The sequence below is a fragment of the Thauera mechernichensis genome (genome assembly GCF_029588855.1).
Taxonomy (GTDB): Bacteria; Pseudomonadota; Gammaproteobacteria; order Burkholderiales; family Rhodocyclaceae; genus Thauera; species Thauera mechernichensis.
In genome coordinates, this window is sequence record NZ_JARQZE010000022.1 from 31,788 (window position 1) to 49,735 (window position 17,948).

Annotated in this window: 12 protein-coding genes and 1 pseudogene; 7 read left to right on the top strand and 6 right to left on the bottom strand. The window is 69.3% G+C overall.

The window, feature by feature from the left end:
* Positions 1-8: 8 nt before the first annotated feature.
* Together P7F68_RS18175 and P7F68_RS18180 are read left to right on the top strand one after the other, a co-directional pair.
* Positions 9-3,062, top strand: coding sequence for an efflux RND transporter permease subunit (locus tag P7F68_RS18175; RefSeq protein ID WP_277835271.1), 3,054 nt, complete (start codon positions 9-11; stop codon positions 3,060-3,062).
* Positions 3,059-4,474: an efflux transporter outer membrane subunit gene (locus P7F68_RS18180; RefSeq protein WP_002925340.1), complete on the top strand. Its 1,416-nt coding sequence runs from the start codon at positions 3,059-3,061 to the stop codon at positions 4,472-4,474. The genes P7F68_RS18175 and P7F68_RS18180 overlap by 4 nt, the downstream gene beginning before the upstream one ends.
* Positions 4,475-4,498: 24 nt before the next feature.
* On the opposite strand, the gene P7F68_RS18185 is transcribed toward P7F68_RS18180, so the two are convergent.
* The 5 genes from P7F68_RS18185 to P7F68_RS18205 are packed head-to-tail and all read right to left on the bottom strand — an operon-like array spanning position 4,499 to position 11,541.
* The gene (locus P7F68_RS18185; protein ID WP_002925342.1) at positions 4,499-6,148 is read right to left on the bottom strand and encodes a HAMP domain-containing methyl-accepting chemotaxis protein; all 1,650 of its coding nucleotides are present in this window, start codon (positions 6,146-6,148) and stop codon (positions 4,499-4,501) included.
* A gap of 15 nt (positions 6,149-6,163) precedes the next feature.
* Positions 6,164-7,390 (bottom strand): NADH:flavin oxidoreductase, encoded by a 1,227-nt coding sequence (locus tag P7F68_RS18190; RefSeq protein ID WP_002937701.1) that lies wholly within the window; start codon positions 7,388-7,390, stop codon positions 6,164-6,166.
* Positions 7,391-7,436: 46 nt separating this feature from the next.
* Entirely contained in the window at positions 7,437-9,026 is a 1,590-nt protein-coding gene (locus P7F68_RS18195) for a FadD3 family acyl-CoA ligase (RefSeq protein WP_277835275.1), read from the bottom strand.
* A gap of 26 nt (positions 9,027-9,052) precedes the next feature.
* On the bottom strand, positions 9,053-9,814 hold the full coding sequence (locus tag P7F68_RS18200; protein WP_277835277.1) for an SDR family oxidoreductase: 762 nt from the start codon (positions 9,812-9,814) through the stop codon (positions 9,053-9,055).
* Between the two features lie 23 nt (positions 9,815-9,837).
* Complete coding sequence (locus P7F68_RS18205) at positions 9,838-11,541, bottom strand: FAD-binding protein (protein ID WP_232431553.1); 1,704 nt, start codon at positions 11,539-11,541, stop codon at positions 9,838-9,840.
* A 206-nt stretch (positions 11,542-11,747) separates the two neighbouring features.
* On the opposite strand from P7F68_RS18205, the gene P7F68_RS18210 reads away from it, so the two are divergent.
* Positions 11,748-13,247, top strand: a complete 1,500-nt coding sequence (locus tag P7F68_RS18210; RefSeq protein ID WP_277835280.1) for an FAD-dependent oxidoreductase — start codon at positions 11,748-11,750, stop codon at positions 13,245-13,247.
* Positions 13,248-13,398: 151 nt separating this feature from the next.
* Here the strand turns inward: P7F68_RS18210 and P7F68_RS18215 are convergent, their stop codons facing one another.
* On the bottom strand, positions 13,399-14,835 hold the full coding sequence (locus tag P7F68_RS18215) for an aldehyde dehydrogenase family protein (RefSeq protein ID WP_277835282.1): 1,437 nt from the start codon (positions 14,833-14,835) through the stop codon (positions 13,399-13,401).
* Between the two features lie 262 nt (positions 14,836-15,097).
* Here P7F68_RS18215 and P7F68_RS18220 point away from each other — a divergent pair, with 262 nt between their 5' ends.
* The 4 genes and pseudogenes from P7F68_RS18220 to P7F68_RS18235 form a co-directional block, all read left to right on the top strand.
* The gene (locus P7F68_RS18220; protein ID WP_002925356.1) at positions 15,098-16,075 is read left to right on the top strand and encodes a flavin reductase family protein; all 978 of its coding nucleotides are present in this window, start codon (positions 15,098-15,100) and stop codon (positions 16,073-16,075) included.
* 24 nt (positions 16,076-16,099) lie between these two features.
* Entirely contained in the window at positions 16,100-16,873 is a 774-nt protein-coding gene (locus P7F68_RS18225) for a glucose 1-dehydrogenase (RefSeq protein ID WP_277835285.1), read from the top strand.
* Between the two features lie 31 nt (positions 16,874-16,904).
* On the top strand, positions 16,905-17,693 hold the full coding sequence (locus tag P7F68_RS18230; RefSeq protein WP_277835287.1) for a fumarylacetoacetate hydrolase family protein: 789 nt from the start codon (positions 16,905-16,907) through the stop codon (positions 17,691-17,693).
* 129 nt (positions 17,694-17,822) lie between these two features.
* Positions 17,823-17,948, top strand: a pseudogene (locus P7F68_RS18235) (acetaldehyde dehydrogenase (acetylating)); the annotation flags it as partial.

Consider the following 17,948-nt stretch of genomic DNA (forward strand, 5'->3'; position numbering starts at 1 on the left):
ACCGAGCCATGAACATCGCTGAATACACGATCCGCAAAGCGGTCGTCGCCTGGGTCGCCACCGTGCTCGTGCTGGTGGGCGGCTGGTTGTCCTACGAACGCCTCGGGCGCTTCGAGGACCCGGAGTTCATCATCCGCCAGGCGGTGGTCGTCACCGCCTATCCGGGGGCCTCGCCGGCGCAGGTGGCCGAGGAAATCACCGACCTGATCGAGGGCGCCGTGCAGCAGATGCAGGAGGTGGAGGAAGTCACCTCGGTGTCGCGCGCAGGCGAGTCCATGGTCAAGGTGGAGGCCAAGCTTGCCTTCTCCCGCAGCCAGGCCGAACTCGACCAGGTTTGGGACAAACTGCGCAGCAAGATTGCCGAGGCCGCGCGCGCACTGCCGCCGGGTGCGGCAGAGCCGGTGGTCAAGAGCGACTTCGGCGATGTGTTCGCGCTCTTCTACGCGGTCACCGGCGACGGCTACAGCCCGCGCCAGCTGTGGGACTACGTCGATCTGCTGCGCCGCGAGCTGGTGCTGGTGCCTGGCGTGGCACGGGTGGCCCTGCTCGGCGAGCGCAAGGAGGCGATCTACGTCGAGGTGTCGAGCGCGCGTGCGGCGCAGCTTGGCGTGCCGCTCGACCGCATCTATGCCTCGCTGCGTGCGCAGAACCTGATCACCCCGGCCGGCGCGGTCACCGCTGGCCCGCTGCGCCTGCAGATCCAGCCTGCGGACGGCGTGCTGTCGGTCGACGCGCTCGGCGAGCTCGTGGTCGCAGGCGACACCAGCAGTGGCCTGCTGCGCCTGCGCGACGTGGCCGAGATCCGCCGCGAGTACGTCGATCCCCCGGCAGCGCTGATGCGCCACGACGGTCGCCCGGCGATCGGATTGGGCATCTCCAACGTGCAGGGCGGCAACGTGGTCGAGATGGGCGACGCGGTCAAGCGCCGGCTGGCGGAGCTGGAGGGGCAGCGCCCGGTCGGGATGGAGCTGAACGTGGTTTCCTTCCAGTCGGACTCCGTGCGCGCCGCGGTGTCGGGCTTCGTCGACAACCTGGTCGCCGCGGTGGCGATCGTGGTGGTGGTGTTGCTGTTGTTCATGGGGCTGCGCAGCGGTCTGATCATCGGCGCGGTGCTGGTGCTGACGGTCGCCGGCACCCTGATTGCGATGCTGATGGACGGCATCGCCATGCAGCGCGTCTCGCTCGGTGCGCTCATCATCGCGCTGGGCATGCTGGTGGATAACGCCATCGTCGTCACCGACGGCATCCTGGTGCGGCTGCAGAAAGGCGAGCGGGTCACGGCGGCGGCGGGCGCGGTGGTGCGCGCCACGGTGTGGCCGCTGCTCGGCGGCACCGTGGTCGGCATCCTGGCCTTCAGCGCGATCGGGCTGTCGCCCTCGGACATGGGGGAGTACACCGCCTCCCTGTTCTGGGTGATCCTGTATTCGATGCTGCTGTCGTGGCTGTTCGCGATCACCCTGACGCCGCTGCTGTGCGCCGCCTTCCTCAAGGTGAAGGCGGACGCGGAGGTGCACGAAGGCCGCCTGCTGCGCGCCTACCGCGGCCTGTTGCAGGGTGTGCTGTCGCACCGTCTCACCAGCGGCCTGGTGCTGGCCGGCCTGCTGGCCGCAGGCGTGGTCGCGTTCGGCCATGTGCTGCCGGGCTTCATGCCCGATTCGGCGCGGCCGCAGTTCGTGGTCGACCTCGCCCTGCCCCAGGGCACCGACATCCACACCACGGCGGCAGTCGTCGCCCGCGCCGAGCAGAAGGTGCGCGCCGCCCCCGGCGTCACCCACATCTCCAGCTTCATCGGCCAGGGCGGCCTGCGCTTCATGCTCACCTACAGCCCGGAAGACCCCAACCCGGCGTATGGTCAGTTGCTGGTCGACGTCGAACGCTTCGAGGACATCTCCGGCCTCATCGACCGCCTGCAGCCAGAGCTTGAGGCGGCCTTCCCGGAAGCCAGCGTGAAAGTGTGGAAGTTCATGCTCGGCCGCGGCGGCGGCAAGAAGATCGAGGCTGCCTTCCGCGGCCCCGACCCGGCAGTGCTGCGCCAGCTCGCCGAGGAGGCCAAGGCGATCATGGCTGCCGACCCCGAGGCGGTGGCGATCCAGGACGACTGGCGCCAGGCGGTGCCGGTGGTGCGCCCGCGCTTCTCGGTCGAGGCCGCGCAGCGTGCCGGCGTGCTGCCGTCGGACATCGCCGCCGCGCTCGAGCGCCACTACGTCGGCCAGCAGATCGGCGTGTATCGCGAACACGAGCGCCTGATCCCGATCATGGCGCGGGCGCCGGCAGACGAACGCCACGGCGTCGAAGACCTCGGCAACGCCCAGGTGTTCAGCGCCGCCGCCGGCAAGTACGTGCCGGTGAGCCAGTTCGTCGAGCGCGTCGACACGGTGTGGGAAGACGCGCTGATCCGGCGCGAGAACCGCTTCCCCACCATCAAGGCACAGTGCGACCCGCCCGCCGGACAGCTGTCTGCGCCGCTGTTCGAGCGCCTGCGCCCGCAGATCGAGGCCATTGCGCTGCCGCCGGGCTACGTGCTCGAATGGCACGGCGAGCACAAGGCCTCTGCCGAGGCCAACGCCGGGCTGGCCGCCGCCGCGCCCTTCGGCTTCGCAGCGATGGTGGTGGCGGTGATCGTGATGTTCAACGGCCTGCGCCAGACCGCGGTGATCTGGCTCACCGTGCCGCTGGCGGTGGTGGGGGTGGCGGTCGGGCTGCTGCTGTTCCAGGCGCCCTTCGAGTTCATGGCCATCCTGGGCTTCCTGAGCCTGACCGGCATGCTGATCAAGAACGCGATCGTGCTGGTGGACCAGATCGACGTCGAGATCCGCGACGGCAAGCCACGCCTGCTCGCGGTGCTGGACGCCTCGGCAAGCCGCGCACGGCCGGTCTTCCTCGGCGCCGCGACGACGGTGCTGGGGGTGGCGCCGCTGCTGGTCGATCCCTTCTTCCGCAGCATGGCGGTGACGATCATGTTCGGCCTGATCTTCGCCACCGGGCTGACCCTGGTGGTGGTGCCGCTGCTGTACGCGAGCTTCTTCCGCATCCGGAACGACGAGATGGAGGCGGGTCGATGAAGCGATCGCCACACCCTGTGCGCATGCTGCCCATTCTTGCGCTGCTGCTGGCGGCGTGCCAGCCCTCGCCCGTGGTCCGGCCCGAGCTTCCGGTGCCCGCCGCCTGGCCGCAGACCGGGCATGCGGACACGGACCCGGCCGGTGCCAGCCTGGCCACCTTGCCCTGGAACGCGCTCCTCCCGGTGCCGGAGCTGCATGCCCTGATCGCGGACGCGCTCGCGGCCAACACGGATCTGCGCATCGCGATCGAACGCATCGAACTGGCGCGCGCGCAACACGGCATCGAGCGCGCCGCGCTGTTCCCGGGCATCAACGCCAGCGCGGCGGCGAGCCGCGAACGCATGCCGGGCTTCGACCCGCGCGAGAATCGCATCGGCGAAAGTGCGTCGCTGGGGCTGTCGCTGCCAGCTTGGGAGATCGACCTGTGGGGGCGGCTCGCCGCACGCGCCGAGGCTGCGCGCATGGAGGTTCTGGCCAGCGCCGCGCTGGCTGACGGCGTACGTACCAGCCTGATCGCGCAGGTGTCCTCGCTCTACCTCGAGCTGCTCGACCTGGACGCCCAGCAAGCGATCACCGAGCGCACGCTCGACGGCCGGCGCAAGGCGCTTCGGCTCACCCGTGCGCGCTTCGAGGAGGGCATCTCGTCCATCCTCGATGTCCGCCAGGCCGAATCCCTGCTGGCCGGATCGGAGCAGGCCCTGGCCGACCAGGCACGACGCAGTGCCCAGGCCGAGAACGCGCTCGCCGTGCTGCTGGGGCGCAATCCGGGCCCGATCCCGCGCCACACCCGGCTGGACGACCTGGGCCCGCCGCAACGGGTCACCGCCGGCCTGCCTGCCGAACTGCTGCAGCGGCGCCCGGACATCCGCGCCGCCGAGGCGTCCCTGCTTGCCGCCGGGGCCAACGTGGAGGCCGCGCGCAAGGCCTTGCTGCCGCGGATCACACTGACCTCGCTGCTCGGCTTCGCGACCACCGATCTCGCGCAACTGTTCGACAGCGGCCGCCATGCCTGGTCGCTGCAGCCCGCGATCGGCTTGCCCCTGTTCGATGGCGGACGGCTGCAGGCCGGAGTCGATGCCGCCGAAGCCCAGCAGCGCATCCTGGTCGAGCAGTACGCCGCCGTCGTGCGCCAGGCGTTTCGCGAGGTGAGCGATGCACTCGCCGCGTTCGAGCACCTGAGCCGGCAGCGCGAGGCGACCCGCGCCGTGGTGCTCGCCAACCGCGAACGCCTGCGGGTGAGCAACGCCCGTTATCTGGCGGGGATCTCGAGCTATTTCGAAGTGATCGATGCCGAGCGCCAGTTGTTCGACAGCGAACTCGGCCTGTCCCAGACCACCCGCGCCCTGCACCAGGCGGTCGTACAACTGTACCGGGCGCTCGGGGGCGGGCTGTCCGACGCGCAGGCGGGCTGACGCCCGCGTTGCGCCCGCCTGCGCTCAGGCCAGGCGGAAGCGCCCGGAGAGTTCGTCCAGCGTACGCGCCAGCGCATCCAGCCCGGCAGCCGACTGCGCGCTGCGACCGGCACTTGCTGACAGATCGCCGGTGCCGCTGGACACGCTGTCGATGCGGCGCACGATCTCGCGGGTGGATTCGGCCTGGGCCTTGATCAGCTCACCGATGCTGCCCACGGCCTCGAACACCGCATGGGTGCCCTCGCGGATGCTTTCGACCGAGACCTCGGCTTCGCGCGACAGCCCCTCCCCTGCCGCAACGCGCTCGACAACCTGCTTCATGCCGGCAGACACGCCGCGGGTGCGGTCCTGGATGTCGCTGATGGTGACGATGATTTCCTGCGTCGACGCTGCCGTGCGTTCGGCGAGCTTGCGCACCTCATCGGCGACAACGGCGAAACCGCGCCCCTGTTCGCCTGCACGCGCGGCTTCGATCGCGGCGTTGAGGGCCAGCAGGTTGGTCTGCTCCGCCACCTCACGGATGACATTGACCACGCCGCTGATGCGCTGCGACAGTTGCTCGAGCTCCTTGACCTGGACCGCCGTGCTGTCGACCACCTCGGCGACACGGTGCATCTCCTTGGCCATGCTGCGGATGAACTGGCGGCTGTCCTCGGCGCGGGCCGAGGAGCGCTCGGTGGTCTGCAGCGACACGCTGGCATGCGTCTCGACCTGGTCGATCGACTCGACCAGGGCGTTGGCGGCCTCGGACATGCGATTGAGCGCCTCTTCCTGCGACAGCGCATGCTCCGAGGCCGTGCCGGCGATGTCCGACATCTGGCGCGCCTCCACCCCGAGCTGCTTCACCTCGCGGCGCAGGTCGTCGACCAGGCCGTGGAGGCGGTCGCGCATGTGGCCGATTTCGCCGAGCAACACCCCGAACTCGTCGGCCCCCAGCGCAGGCACGCTCACCGAGAGGTCGCCCTCCGCGATCGAGCGGGCGACGCCGGACGCCACGCCGAAGGCGGTGCGCAGGCGCCGGAGCGTGCTCACCGCGATGAAGACGCCGCACACGGTGCCGATGACCGAGAGCGCGATATAGGCAGTGATGGTGGCGTGGTAGCGCTGCTGCGCGGCCTCGTACATGCGCGCGGTAAGGTCGGTCTGGTGGGCATGCAGCGCCGCCAGGGCCTCGCCCGTGGCATCGCCCGCGGGCTCGCCGCCCTGGACGAAGGCGCTCATGTAGGTCGGGCGAAAGTAGCCGGTGCGCAGCGAGGCAAGCACTTCGTCGACCTGGGCCAGCCACTCGCGGTAGTGCGCCTCGAACGCCTCGAACAAGGCTTCTTCCGCGGGGTCGCGCAGACGCTCGCGCTGCGTCTGCAACAGGGCCTCGATCTCGCCGGTGTTGCGATCGATCTGCTCCAGGTAATGCGACAGCGGGCGCTCGTGCGCCGAAGCCAGGCCGCCCTCGGGGTCGAGCTGGAAGGCCAGCGGGACCAGGCGGCGGTTCGACAACAGCCGCAACTGGATCGCCTCGAGCCGCCCCAGCGTGGCGATATTGATCTCGTGAACCTCGCGCAGGGATTCCTTGGCCTGGTGGAGTCCGTACCAGCCGAACGCCACCGCGGCCAGGAACAGGAAGCCGGAAACCGCCGCCCAGATCCACAGGCGCTGTGCAATGCTGAGTTTCGTCACGCTGGGATCCCCCCGTCAGCCCGCTGCACGCACGCGGTTGAGCGCCGGGTCGTTCGGCGCGTTGAGCACGCACATGGTGCCGGCCGGGTGGTAGATGTAGGGCACGCAGCGGTTGCAGTTGATGCAGCCCGAGGCCGTGGCCTCGCCGCGCGCGAACTTGTTGACCAGCTGTGCGTCGTGGATCAGCGGCCGCGCCATCACCACCGCGTCGAAGCCCTCGGCCATGGCCTGCTCGGCGTTGGCGAGCGAGCGCGCGCCGCCCAGGTAGCCCAGGGGCACATCGACTGCAGCACGGATGCGGCGCGAGTATTCGAGGAAGTACATCTCGCGGAAGCTCACCTTGGGCGTGCCGAACTGCGCCAGCTTCATCATCAGCCCGGTGAGCCAGCTGCCCTTGAGCACCTTCTTCATCTCGTCCATGTCGAAGTTGCTGCCGAACATGAACCAGCCCGACTCGATGTTGCGCCCGCCGGACAACACCAGCAGGTCGGCACCGGCCTCCTGCAGCAGGCGGGCGGTGACGATGGCATCGTCCACCGTCGCGCCGCCGGCCACGCCGTCGGCCACGTTGATCTTGGCGAGCACCGCCATCTGCCGGCCGACCTTGTCCTTGACCCGGCGCAGCACCTCGGCCGGAAAGCGCGCGCGCTTGGCCGCAGTGCCGCCATAGTCGTCCTTGCGCTTGTTGGAGAGCGGCGAGATGAACTGGTTGAGCAGGTAGCCGTGACCCATGTGGATCTCGACCGCGTCGAAGCCGGCCTCGCGACACAGCTCGGCGGCGTCGACGAACTGCTGGGCGACGAGATCCATGTCGGCGCGGGTCATCGCGCGCTGAAAGAGGTTGCCGCGCATCATGCCGGCCTTGTTGATGCCGCCCGAGGCGCTCATGGTCGGCCCGTCGACCTTGAGCGAGGTGACGAAGGAGCCACCATGGGTGAGCTGGTAGGAGATCGCGCCTCCCTCCGCATGCACGGCATCGGCCAGGGCCTTGAGGTCGGGCAGGATCTCGCGGCGCATCCACACCTGGTTGGGCAGGGTACGGCCGACCTTGGCGACCGCGCCGTAGGCCACGGTGGTGAGACCCACACCGCCAGCGGCCATGTCGCGGTGGTGTTTGACCAACGCCTTCGTGGGCGCGCCATGGAGCACCATGCCCTCGTTGGCGCCGGCGCGGATGAAGCGGTTGCGCAGGCTGATCGGCCCCAGCTGGAAGGGGGCGAACAGTTCATTCTTCTGGCTCATGGATGCCTCATGGTGTCGATGGCTGGGCTGCGCTGACGCAGCGCAATCACGCAGAAACACGCAACTGCGCCCTCAGTTCGTTCTTGGCGACCTTGTTCGAAGCATTGACCGGCAGCGATACGAAGAAGCGCACCATGCGCGGCACCTTGTAGTTGGCCATGCGCTCGCGCGACCAGGCGATGAGCCCGGCTTCGTCCAGCGCCTGGCCGGGACGCAGCACGACGCAGGCGCAGCCGACCTCGCCCATGCGCTCATCGGGCACGCCGATCACCGCCACCTGGGCGATCGCCGGGTGGGCGGTGAGCGCGGCCTCGATCTCGGCCGGGTAGCAGTTGAAGCCGCCGACGATGAACATGTCCTTGAGGCGGTCGGTGATGCGCAGGTAGCCGCGCGCGTCCAGGGTGCCGACGTCGCCCGTGTGCAGCCAGCCCTCGGCGTCGATGGTCTCGGCGGTGGCCTTGGCGTCCTGGAAGTAGCCCTGCATGACGTGGAAGCCGCGCAGGCAGATCTCGCCCGCCTCGCCGGCCGGCAACGGGCGGTTGTCGGCGTCGACGATGCTCACCTCGGTGCCGGGGATGGCATGGCCGCTGGTGAGGGCGACCGTCTCGGCGTCGTCGTCGGCAGCGCAGATCGTGGCCAGGCCGCCGCATTCGGTCAGGCCGTAGGCGGTGAGCACGACCTTGAAGCCGAGCTCGCGACGCATGCGCTCGATCAGCACCGGCGGGATGGTCGACGCACCGGTCACCGCCACGCGCAGGCTGGAGAGATCGGTGTGCGCCAGCTTCGGATGCGCAAGCATCGACAGGTAGAGCGTGGGCGGCCCCGGCAGCACGCTGATGCGGTCGGCCTCGATGCGGCGGAACACCGCCTCGGCGTCGAACACCGGGTGCGGCAGCACGGTGGCACCGGCGATCAGGCAGGTGACCCAGCCGGCCTTGTAGCCGAAGGTGTGGAAGAAGGGATTGACGATCAGGTAGCGATCGCCGGCCCGGATGTCGGCGATCTTCACGTACTCGATGAAGGCCTGGATGATCTGGCGGTGGGCGCTGACCACGCCCTTGGGGCGGCCGGTGGTGCCCGAGGTGAACATCAGGTCGGACATGTCGCCAGGCTGCACGCCCGCGGCGCGCGCGCGCGCCTGCGCTTCGCCCACGCCCGCAGCGCTGGCGATGAAGCTGTCCCAGTCGGTGTCGGCATGTGCGCCGGCGTGGCCGAGCGCGACCACCTTTTCCAGCGTGGCCGGGCGGCAGTCGGCGAGCATGGCGGGGTAATCGACGTCCAGGAAGCGGTCCACAGCGAAGAGGACGCGGGCGCCACTGCGCTCGATGATGTCGGCTGCCTCGGCGCCCTTCATGCGGGTGTTGATCGGCACCATCGCCGCGCCGGCGCAATGGATGCCGAGCGCGGCGAGGATCCATTCGGCGCGGTTCTCGGCCCAGATCGCGACACGGTCGCCAGGTGCAATGCCATGGGCGATCAGGGCGCGGCTGACGGCGAACACGTGCGCAGGCAGGTCCGCATAGCGGATGCGGCGGTCGCCGTCTTCGATGAAGATGCGCTCGCCGTGGCGTTGCGCGGCCTCGAGGACGAGTGCGGGCAGGGTGCGGGCGGCGGGGGCGGTGAATGCTGCAGTCATGGTCGTTCCGGGAGTGTTGCGGCGGCTCAGATGCTCATGACGAACTGGCCGCTGTCGACGCGCAGCTCGATACCATTGACCGCGCGCGAACCATCCTCGGCAAGGAACAGGATGGCAGCGGCGACATCCTCGGGCAGGCAGGCGCGGTTCATCGGGTCGGCGTCGATGGTGAAGCGTGCCGGGTCGATGCCCTTCGGGTACGAGCCCGCAGTCATCGGCGTCATGATGCCGTCGGGGTGGATGGAATTGCAGCGGATGCGGTACTTGGCCTTGCGGCAATGCGCGGCAACCGCGCGCGTGAGGCCCGAGATGGCGGCCTTGGAGGCGCCGTAGGCGGCGTAGTCTTCCTTGGCGGCGATGCCGGCGATCGAGGACATGTTGATGATCGAGCCGCCGCTGCCGGTCTTCATCAGCGCCACGGCGGCCTTGCAGCCGAGGAAGACGCTGTCGGCGTTGACCCGCATGAGGCGCTGCCAGTCGTCCAGCGAGGCGTCCTCGATCGATCCCTTGATCAGGATGCCGGCGTTGTTCACCAGGATGTCGAGGCGACCGAAGCGCTCGCGCACCGTCGCCATCACCGCGTCCCAGTCGGCCGCCGAAGCGGCATCCTGAAGGATGAAGAGCGCCTTGCCGCCGAGCCCGGCGGCAAGTGACGCACCCGCGTCGGCGTTGAGGTCGGTGAACACGACCTGGGCGCCTTCCCTGACGAACAGTTCCACCGTTGCACGGCCAACGCCGCTCGCGCCGCCGGTGACGAGCGCCACCTTGCCTTCGATTCGTCCTGCCATGTGCTCTGTCTCCTGTCGATTCGTCACGCGTTGGCCGCGATGTGGTGCGCGGCGATGTAGCCGAAGGTCATCGCCGGCCCGATGGTGGCGCCGGCGCCCGGGTAGGCGGTACCCATCACCGAGGCCGAGGTGTTGCCGATGGCGTAGAGGCCTTCGATCGCAGAACCGTCCGCGCGCACCACGCGGGCATGGGCGTCGGTCAGCAGCCCGCCCTTGGTGCCGATGTCGCCGGCGTCCATGCGCATGGCGTAGAACGGGCCCTTCTGGATCGGCGCCAGGCAGGGATTGGGCTTGACGTTGACATCGCCGTAGTAGCGGTCGAACACGCTGTCGCCGCGGCCGAAATCGGCGTCCTTGCCGCTGCTGGCATAGGCGTTCATCTTCGCCACCGTGTCGTTGAGTCCGGCGGGATCGACGCCGATCTGGCGCGCCAGCTCGTCGAGGGTGTCGGCCTTCCAGTACACGCTGCCCAGCCACTCCTTGCGCAGGCGGCTGTCGGGCATGATCTGCGCCGGCATCAGCGGCCCCATCGCGTAGTTGAAACGGAAGTGGGCGTCGAAGATGCACCACGCCGGCACGTTCTTGCCGCCAGTGGCGTCACGGTCCTTGTACATGGCGTCGCCGAACTCGAGGTAGCCCTGGGCTTCGTTGCAGAAGCGCTTGCCGAGGCTGTTGACCACGATCGCGCCGGGGAAGGCGCGCTCGGCGAACACGCCGCGCGGCTTGTCCTCGCCGACCACGGCGATGGTCGGCGCCCACCACGCCCATTCGAGCAGGTCGGTGGCGGCCCCCGCGGCCATGCCGGCCTCGAGCGCGGCGCCGGTGTTGTTGCCCGGCGGCGTGGCGCTCCAGGCGGCCTTGGTGGGCTGCGGCAGGTACTTCTCGCGCAGCGCCTGGTTCTGCTCGAAGCCGCCGGCGCCGAGGATCACGCCGCGGCGGGCCATCAGCGTCAGCTCACGGCCTTCGCGCGAGACGCGGACACCGATGACACGGTCGCCATCGAGCACGAGCTCGCGGAAGTCCGTCTTCAGCCACAGCGGCACCTTGCGGTCGAGCAGCGAGGCACGCAATGCACACACCAGCGAACTGCCGAGGCCGGCGCGGCGGTCGAACTTGCTCTTCCTGCGCCACCTGAAGTCGAACTTGTAGCGCAGCATCAGGCCGAGCACCTTGAAGCGCCAGCCGCGCTCGCGCGCCATGGCGACGTGGGCGTCGCGCGCGGTCCACGCGATGCGGCCCATGAGCAGGGTCGAAGGCGAAGGCCGGCGCAGGTTGGCGAGCTCGTCGCCGAGCGTACTGGTATCGAACAGCTCGGGGTCGAGCGAGCGGCCGCCGGGCAAGGCGCCGGGCAGGTGCTGGTAGTAGTCGGGGTACTTCTCGGCCACCGCGTAGCGCACGCGGGACTTGTCCTCGAGGTACTTGATCATCTTGGGCGCGTGGTCGAGGTAGGCGCGCACCTTGGTCTCGTCGGCCTTGCCGCCACCGGCTGCCAGGATGTACTGCAGCGCCTTGTCGTAGCTGTCCTGGCCGCCCTTGGCCTTGAAGTAATGGTTGTTGGGAATCCAGATGCCGCCACCGGAGATCGCCGAGGTGCCGCCGAACTTGTCGCTCTTCTCGATCACCAGTACCGACAGCCCCTGGTCGGCGGCGACTACCGCCGAGGTCATCGCGCCCGCACCGGAGCCGACGACGATGACGTCCCAGCCCATCTGTGACTGATCTTGCACGCTCACGCTCCACCCCTGATCTTGTTGGAATGTGGGCGATGGTGGCGGCAGGCCGGGCACGCTTCATCGTCAATGCGGACTAGACGCGCACGCGCCGGTCGGCATGCGCGCAGACATCATCCAATCGAGGGATGCGGCACAGGCTGCGGGCTCCGATGATCGTGCGCGGAGACCTCCATGCAGCCAGATACGATAAGGAAAAGCACATGAGCACAAGCCCTTCCCCCACTCCCGACGCACCGCCCCGCCACAGCCCCGCCCGCGCCTGCCGGGTCGAGGAGGTGCCGCACTGGGACATCGAGACCGACATCGCCGTGATCGGCTTCGGTGCCGCCGGCAGCTGCGCGGCGATCGAGGCGCGCGCGGCCGGCGCCGACGTCCATGTCTTCGAGGTGGCAGCCGCCCCCGGCGGCAGCGCCTCGTGGTCGGGGGGCGAGGTCTATGTCGGCGGCAGCGGCGGCACCCGCGTGCAGCGCGAGCACGGCTTCGAGGACAGCACCGAGGATCTGCGCACCTACCTGATGATGGCCGGCGGCCCGGGCGCCGACGCGGACCGCGTGCGCCTGTACGCCGAAGAGGCCGCCGCCCACTTCGACTGGCTGGAGGCCCAGGGCGTGCCGTTCAAGGGCACTTACCTGCCGGGCAAGTGGATCGAGCCCACCACCGACGACACCCTGCTGTGGTCGGGCAGCGAGGCGGCCTGGCCGTTCAGCGCCAAGGCCAGGCCGGCGCCGCGCGGCCACACTGCGCAGTTCGAGGGCTGGGGCGGCGGCAAGGTGCTGATGGAGAAGCTGTGCGCGCGCGCCGAAGCCATGGGCGCGGTCGTGCATTGCAACAGCCGCGCGCTCAGCCTGATCGTGGACCGGACGAACAGCGTGGTCGGCGTGATCGTGCGCATCGAGGGCGCGGAAAAGTACGTGCGCGCCCGCAGGGGCGTGATCCTGTGCGCCGGGGGCTTCATCGTCAATCGCGAGATGGTGGCGCGTTTTGCGCCCGGCGCGCTGGCCTGCTCGGAGATCGTCTCCGGCGGCAACGACGACGGCTCGGGCATCCGCATGGGCATGAGCGTGGGCGGCGCCACGATCCACATGGACCAGTTCTTTGCCACCATCCCCTTCTTCCCGCCCGAGTCGCTGGTGAAGGGCATCTTCGTCAATGCGCGCGGCGAGCGCTTCATCAACGAGGACGCCTACCACGGCCGTGTCGGCCACTACGTGTTGCGCCAGCCCGAGGGCAAGGCCTGGCTGCTGGTCGATAACGAGATCTTTGGCCGTCCGGTGATCCAGCCCGACCTCAAGATTGCCGCAGTCGGCGAGACCTGGGAGGAGGTGGAGCAGGAGCTTGGCCTGCCCGCCGGCAGCCTGGTGCACACGGTGGCCGAGTTCAACCGCCATGCGGCCGCAGGCGAGGACCCCTTGCTGCACAAGGCGGCAAACTGGCTGCGTCCGCTCACCGAAGCGCCCTTCGCCGCGCTCAGCTACTGCAGCGAGGACATGAAGGCCCACGCCTTCACCATGGGCGGCCTGCACACGCGGCCCAGCGGCGAGGTGCTGGACGCGGATGGCCAGCCGATCGCCGGCCTGTACGCTGCCGGCCGCACGGCCTGCGGCCTGCCGCGCTGGGGCGAGGGCTACAGCTCGGGGATGTCGCTCGGCGACTCGACCTTCTTCGGCCGCCAGGCCGGACTGGCCGCTGCCCGGCGCTAGAGACGGCGCCGCGGGGGCGACGCACAACCACGACGCCAGAGCGGAAACGCCGCGCACACCCGAATGTGGTGGCGCGGCGTTTTTCGTTACCGCAGGACTGCACGCCCTGCCAGAGGCCGTCGCGGCGACGACCTCCTCCGGCGTGCCAGGCTCAGGGCGTGACCTGCGCCTCCATCATCGCCAGGAAGTGCTCGGAGTACGGCGGCAGCAGGCCCCATTCGCGGCGCGGATCGTAGGCCGGCGCCTTGAACACCGTGCGGGTGTGGCTGAACTCGAGGAAGCCTTCGCGGCCGTGGTAATGCCCCATGCCCGAGTCGCCCACGCCACCGAAGGGGGCGTCTTCCATCGCGGCGTGGAACATCGCCTCGTTGATCGTGACGCCGCCCGACAGGGTGTGCTCGAGCACGCGCTGCTGCTCGGCCGCATCCTCGCCGAAGTAGTACAGCGCCAGCGGACGCGGGCGGCCGTTGATGTCGGCGATCACGGCGTCGATCGCGTCATAGGGCTTCACCACCACCGCCGGGCCAAAGATCTCCTCCTGCATGATCTTCGCGCCTTGCGGCGGATCGATGACGATGGCGAGCGGACGCTGACGCCCCGCCGCGTCCGCCGCCAGCGGGGCCGGGGCGCATTCCACCCGGGCGCCCGCCTGGGCGGCGTCGCTGAGGTAGGACTCGACACGCGCCAGATGGCGCTCGTTCACCACCGCTACCATGTCCGGGTTGCCGGCCACGCTGGGGAACAGCTCGCCGAAGCTGCGCTTGAGCGCAGCAACGAAATCCTCGAGTTGCTCGCGAGCCACGTAGACGACGTCCGGGTTCACGCACAGCTGGCCGCCGTTGCTCGCCTTCGCGGCGGCGATGCGGAAGGCCGCGGTCGCCAGGTCGGCGCTGCGGGCGACGATGGTGGGCGACTTGCCACCCAGCTCCAGCGTCACCGGCACCAGGTTCTGCGCTGCGTTGCGCATCACCGCCTTGCCGACCTGGGTGCTGCCGGTGAACACGATATGGTCGAAGGGCTGGGCGGTGAAGGCCTCGCCCATGTCCGGGCCGCCGGTAACGACGCCGACCACGAGCGGATCGAACATGTCCGCCACCGCCTCGGCCACCACCTGCGCGGTACGCGACACCACCTCCGAAGGCTTGAGAATGGCGCGGTTGCCAGCGGCGAGCGCACTGGCGAGCGGGCTGAACAGGGTAAACAGCGGCGCGTTCCAGGTGCCGATGATGCCCACCGTACCCTTGGGCTGGTACATGACCCAGGCCTGGGCGCCGAGCTGGTCATAGGGCGGGAAGGGGGTGCGCGGCTCGCTCGCCATCCACGGCTCGAAGTGGTCGCGGGCGTACTTGAGCGAGGTCAGCGAACCGAGCACGTCGTTCATCAGCGAATAACCCTTGGGGCGGCCGCCGAAGTCGGCATCCATCGCCTCGACGAGGGGCTTGTGATACTTCACCAGCAGGTCGATGGCGGTCTGGATGCGGCGCTTGCGCTCGGCCGCGGGGACGGCGCCGGCGGCGGCGAAGGCCTGCTTGTGCGCCTGCAGCAGCAGGGCTAGGTCTTCCGGGCGGGTGATGATCTGTCTGTTCACGGCAAGCACTCCGGGGTCGAAGGTCGAGAGAGGAAGGGCGGGCGGGTCGGCGCCGGACACGCACTCCGGTTGCTGACCCCGCACACGCAATCATGGGCAGACCATACCCTGCGCCCGCAGGCCTTGCGTAGTCCAATCGGACGAGCGCATCGGCAGCGCTGCCCGCCGTGCCGGGAAAACCGTTAGTCCGTTGGGACGATGCCTGCGCCCCTGCCCCACTTTCATACTCGGCACCATCTCCACCCGTCCCGCGAGACACGACATGACGACGCACAAGGGGTTCGACCCCCAGGACTTCCGCGCGGCGCTCGGCACCTTCACCACCGGCGTCACCATCATCACCACCCGCGCCGCGGACGGCGAGCCCATCGGGATCACCGCCAACAGCTTCAACTCGGTGTCGTTGAACCCGCCGCTGGTGCTGTGGAGCCTGGCCAAGAACGCACGCAGCCGCGAGGCCTTCGCCAACGCCAAGCACTGGAACGTGCATGTGCTGTCGGCCGCGCAGGAGGCCTTGTCGGGCCGCTTCGCGCGCCAGGGCGAAGACAAGTTCTCCGGGCTTGAGCTCGACGAGGGCATCAGCAAGGCGCCGCTGCTCAACGGCTGCACCGCCCGCTTCCAGTGCCGCACCGCGTTCAGCTACGACGGCGGCGACCACATCATCTTCGTCGGCGAAGTCCTCGCCTACGACCGCAGCGAACTGCCGCCGCTGGTGTTCCAGAGCGGCCAGTACGCGCTTGCCGCGCGCAAGCCGCGCGAGGAAGTGCGCCTGGGTTCGACGCCGCCGCCCGAATGCAGCTACACCGAGGACCTGCTCGGCTACCTGCTCGGCCGCGCCCACTACCAGATGCTGCACGCGCTGCGCCAGTTGCTGAGCACGCAGGCGCTCGACGAGCGCTCCTTCTTCATCCTGTCGGTGCTGTCGATCCGCGACGGGCTGAGCCTGCAGGAGATCAACGGCTTCATCTCCTACACCGGCATGCTCGCGGACGAGACGTCGATGAGCGCGCTGGAGTCGCAGCGGCTGGTGGCCATCGAGCAGGACGAGGAGCGGACCCGCTACGTGCTGACGGCCGACGGCCGTGAAGCCTCGCTGCGCCAGATCGCGCTCGCCAAGGCGGTGGAAGAGGACGTTGCCGCCAAGCTCGGCACCGGCGACACCATGGCCTTGAAGCTGCTGCTCAAGCGCCTGATCGCTTCCAGCGACCCCGGCATGCCCGACCTGTGGTCGCCACGCTGACCCCTGCATAAAGGAACCTACTGCATGAGCATCATCCAACGCTTCAGCCTGGAAGGCCAGGTTGCGATCATCACCGGCGCCGGCCGCGGCATCGGCCGCGGCATTGCTCTGGCCTACGCCGAGGCCGGCGCGGATATCGTCTGCGCCGCGCGCACGCTGGCCGACGTCGAAGCGGTCGCCGCCGAGGTGCGCGCCCTCGGCCGTCGCGCCATTGCCGTCAGCTGCGACGTCACCGACCTGGCCCAGCTCGGCGGCGTGGTCGATGCCGCGCTCAAGGCGTTCGGCCGCATCACCCACCTGGTCAACAACGCCGGCGGCTCGGGCCCGAACGACCCGCTGAAGATGTCCACCGACAAGTTCGAGGGCGTGTTCCGCTTCAACGTCAGCTCGGCCTACGAACTGACCCGCCTGTGCGTACCCCACATGCGCGCGGCCGGCGGCGGCAACATCGTCAATATCACCTCGGGTGCGGCGCGCTACGCCCAGCCCCACTTCAGCGCCTACGGCACGGCCAAGGCCGCGCTCACCCAGCTCACCCGCCTGCTGGCACAGGATTTTGCCCCGGTCGTGCGCATCAACGCGATTGCCCCCGGCCCGATCATGACCGCCGCGCTCGACCGTGCGCTGCCCGCCAACATGCGCGAAGGCATGATCAACAACACGCCGCTCAAGCGTCTCGGCGAAGTCGAGGACATCGCGGCCGCAGCACTCTACCTCGCAACCCCGGCCTCGGCCTGGGTGACCGGCAAGGTCATCGAAGTGGACGGCGGCGCCGAATCGAGCGTGTGGCCGGGCTGACCGCTCAGGCTCCCAGACCAGGAAACCGTTCATGGACCCGAACCTGATCCGCCAGCTCGGCGACGAACTCTACGCAGCATTGCGCCAGGCGCGCACGCTCGTCCCGCTCACCGAACGCCACCCCGGGATCGGCATCGAGGACGCCTACCATGTCTCGCTGCACATGCTGTCGCGGCGTGCGGCCGACGGCGAACGCGTGATCGGCAAGAAGATCGGCGTGACCAGCAAGCCGGTGCAGGACATGCTGAACGTGCATCAGCCCGATTTCGGCTTCCTCACCGACGCCATGCAGCACGCGGACGGCGCGGCCATCGACATTGCCGCGACAGGCTTGATCCAGCCGCGCGCCGAGGGCGAGATCGCCTTCATGCTGAAGGCCGACCTGAAAGGCCCTGGCGTGACCCGCGACGCAGTGCTGGCCGCCACCGCCTGGGTCGCGCCCTGCTTCGAGATCGTCGATTCGCGCATCGACGACTGGCGGATCCGCATCCAGGACACGGTCGCCGACAACGCATCCTGCGGTGTCTTCGTGGTCGGCGAGACGCGGACCGACCCGCGTGAGCTCGACCTGGCGGCGGTGCGCATGCGCATGTCGCGCAATGGCGAACCCTGCGGCGAAGGCCTGGGGTCGGCCGTGCAGGGCCATCCGGCCGAAGCCGTGGCCTGGCTCGCGAACACCCTGGGCCGGTTCGGCATCCCTTTCCGCGCCGGAGAGCTGATCCTCTCGGGCTCGCTGGCGCCGCTGGTGCCGGCGCGTGCCGGCGACCGCTTCGAGATGCAGATCGAAGGCCTCGGCGGCTGTTCGGTGAGCTTTCGCTAGCAGCGTGTTCCTCGCAGCCGCGCGGCGGGCATCCCTCCCTCCTCCGTCCGCCGCGCGCGCTGCACCTCTCAGCCAACGTCATGCCGAGCCGGACTGCAAGCGGCCGGCACACCCTACGGGACTGAACCCATGAACAAGATCAAATGCGCCCTGATCGGTCCGGGCAACATCGGTACCGACCTGCTGTACAAACTCAAGCGCAGTCCGGTGCTCGAGCCGGTGTGGATGGTGGGCATCGACGCCAGCTCGGAAGGC